This window comes from Streptomyces sp. AcH 505 (assembly GCF_000818175.1).
GTDB lineage: Bacteria > Actinomycetota > Actinomycetes > Streptomycetales > Streptomycetaceae > Streptomyces.
Genome location: NZ_JTIY01000001.1, coordinates 4,169,563 through 4,171,644 on the forward strand (window position 1 = coordinate 4,169,563; position 2,082 = coordinate 4,171,644).

Here is a 2,082-nt window from a genome sequence, read left to right on the forward strand (position 1 = left end):
CCGGGCGGGATCGGGCCGGGCGGGATCGGGCCGGGTCATCGGGGCTCCTCGGAGGTCGCGTCGGGAAGGGCGTCGGGGACGTCGCCGGGGAAGGCGCAGAACCGGTCGTCGGTCACGAAAAGCCGCACCCGCAGGTCCAGATACGTCCGCAGCTCGGCCAGTCCCGTACGGCCCTCGGCGAACCGCGCGATCTGCACCAGCGCCTGCAGATCCTTCGCGTCCCTGATGCCGGCCGTCGGCACGGACGGCGCCAGCCGCCGTACGTCGAAACTGTCCGCGTCGTACACCGGGTTGAGATGCACGACGCTCGTCCGCCGCTCCGGGTCGAGACGGGTCCGCCACACCCGCAGCACCTCGGCGGCCAGGCCGGGAGGCGCGTTGTCCCAGCCGTCCGAGACGATCAGCAGCCGTTCGGGCGCCCGCTCCAGCGCGTCGATGATCCGCATCCCGAGCGGGGTGGGGCCGAGCGGACGCGCCAGCAGCGGATCGGTGGAGCCCGACGTCCACAACGGGGTGTAGCCGCCGGGCACCGCCAGCTCGGCCAGCAGGAAATGGCAGGCCAGCGCCACCGCGAGCGGACGGCGCCGCTTCTCGCCCGAGCCCGCCGACGAGTAGCTGTCGTCCAGGACAGCGGCCACCCGCCCCCAGGTGTTCCGGTAGGGCCCCGCCGTACGCCGGGCGGCGGCGCGCAGCGCTCCGGTCAGCTCCTTGCGGCGCGCCGCGCGCTCGGCGGGGGTGAACGACAAGGCGTACAGGGCCAGTCGGGTCAGCGGCATGACCGACAGGTCGGCGCGCGGGAGGGGCCCGCTCTCGGCGCCGCGGCGCGTCCGCAGCCGCTCGAAGCGCGTCATCCGGGGCGCGGCCCGCTCCAGCAGCGCGGCACGGTCCACACCGTGCTTCGCCGCGAACCCCTCGGCGACCGTGAACGGCAGCTCGTACAGGGCGTCCTGCGCGAAGTGCGCCCGGCGGTACGCGTCGAGCAGCGCGTGGTCGTAGTGCTTACGGCGGGCGGGGGTGAACAGGAAGTCCCCCACCTCGGCGTGTCCCCGCTCCGCCAGCGGCAGATGGAAATGGCGCGCCGCCGTCTTCAGGCCGTGCCGGTACTTCACCGCGTCATGGGCCAGATCGGGCCGGCCCGCCAGCCAGTCCCGCAGGATCGCGCGGGTACGGCGGTTGGTGACCCCGGCGGCCCGCAGCCGGCCGAACAGCCGGTAGACGCGCTGCGGCGGCAGCACCGCGAGCCGCGCGGCGATCAGCCGGCCCTCGGCCCGCTTCTCGGCGGGGTCAGCGTCACGCGCGGTGCGCAGCAACTGCTCGATGATCAGGGCCGCGTTGTGGTCGTTGATGTCGAGCGCGAGGGCTGCGGCGTACACCGGGCGGTAGTTGACGCGCACGTACTCGTGCAGGAAGGCGAGCGAGAGCCGTTGGGCGCGCGCGGTGGAGCGGAACTCGCGCTGCCCGGTCGCCGTCACCGCGGCGTTGACGAAGAGCAGTACGTCCTCGGCGGCGACGAGATCGGCGATGGTCTCCGTCGTTGCCGCCGTCGTGGTGTGTTCCGTGCGCTCCGTCATGGCGCTCCCCCCGGTGCAGGCGTCGGAGAGCCGGCCGGGGCATGGGGGCGTGAGCAGCGAAATGATTGCTTTACAGGCAAGTCCCGGAAGTCACACCGAAGGCCCGCGGCCGGCGCCGTGAACTCTACGCGGGTAGGGCCGCCGACCTCGCATGCTTTTACCTCCCGGCCGCTCGCGCTTCGCACGGACCCGGCACACTGAGCGGTATGAGCAAGCCACGCATCGGACTCCTCGGCACCGGCCCCTGGGCGCAGCGCACCCACGCCCCCGCCCTCGCCGACCATCCCGGCCTCGAACTGAGCGGCGTCTGGGGACGCCGTCCCGAGGCCGCAGCGGCGCTGGCCGCCGATCATGACGTACCGGCGCATTCCGGCGAGAGCGGCCTCGACGCGCTGTTCGAGGCGAGCGACGCCGTCGCCTTCGCGCTGCCGCCCGACATCCAGGCCCCGCTCGCCGCGCGTGCGGCGGCGGCCGGCTGCCACCTGATCATGGACAAGCCGGTCGCCACGAC

Annotated in this window: 2 protein-coding genes; one reads left to right on the plus strand and one right to left on the minus strand. The window is 73.8% G+C overall.

Annotated elements, in window-relative coordinates; genetic code table 11:
* Positions 1-35: 35 nt before the first annotated feature.
* Complete coding sequence (locus tag HY68_RS19075) at positions 36-1,571, minus strand: hypothetical protein (RefSeq protein ID WP_107070105.1); 1,536 nt, start codon at positions 1,569-1,571, stop codon at positions 36-38.
* A gap of 206 nt (positions 1,572-1,777) precedes the next feature.
* On the opposite strand from HY68_RS19075, the gene HY68_RS45260 reads away from it, so the two are divergent.
* On the plus strand, positions 1,778-2,082 hold a 305-nt coding region (locus HY68_RS45260), incomplete at its 3' end, for a Gfo/Idh/MocA family oxidoreductase (protein ID WP_041990480.1).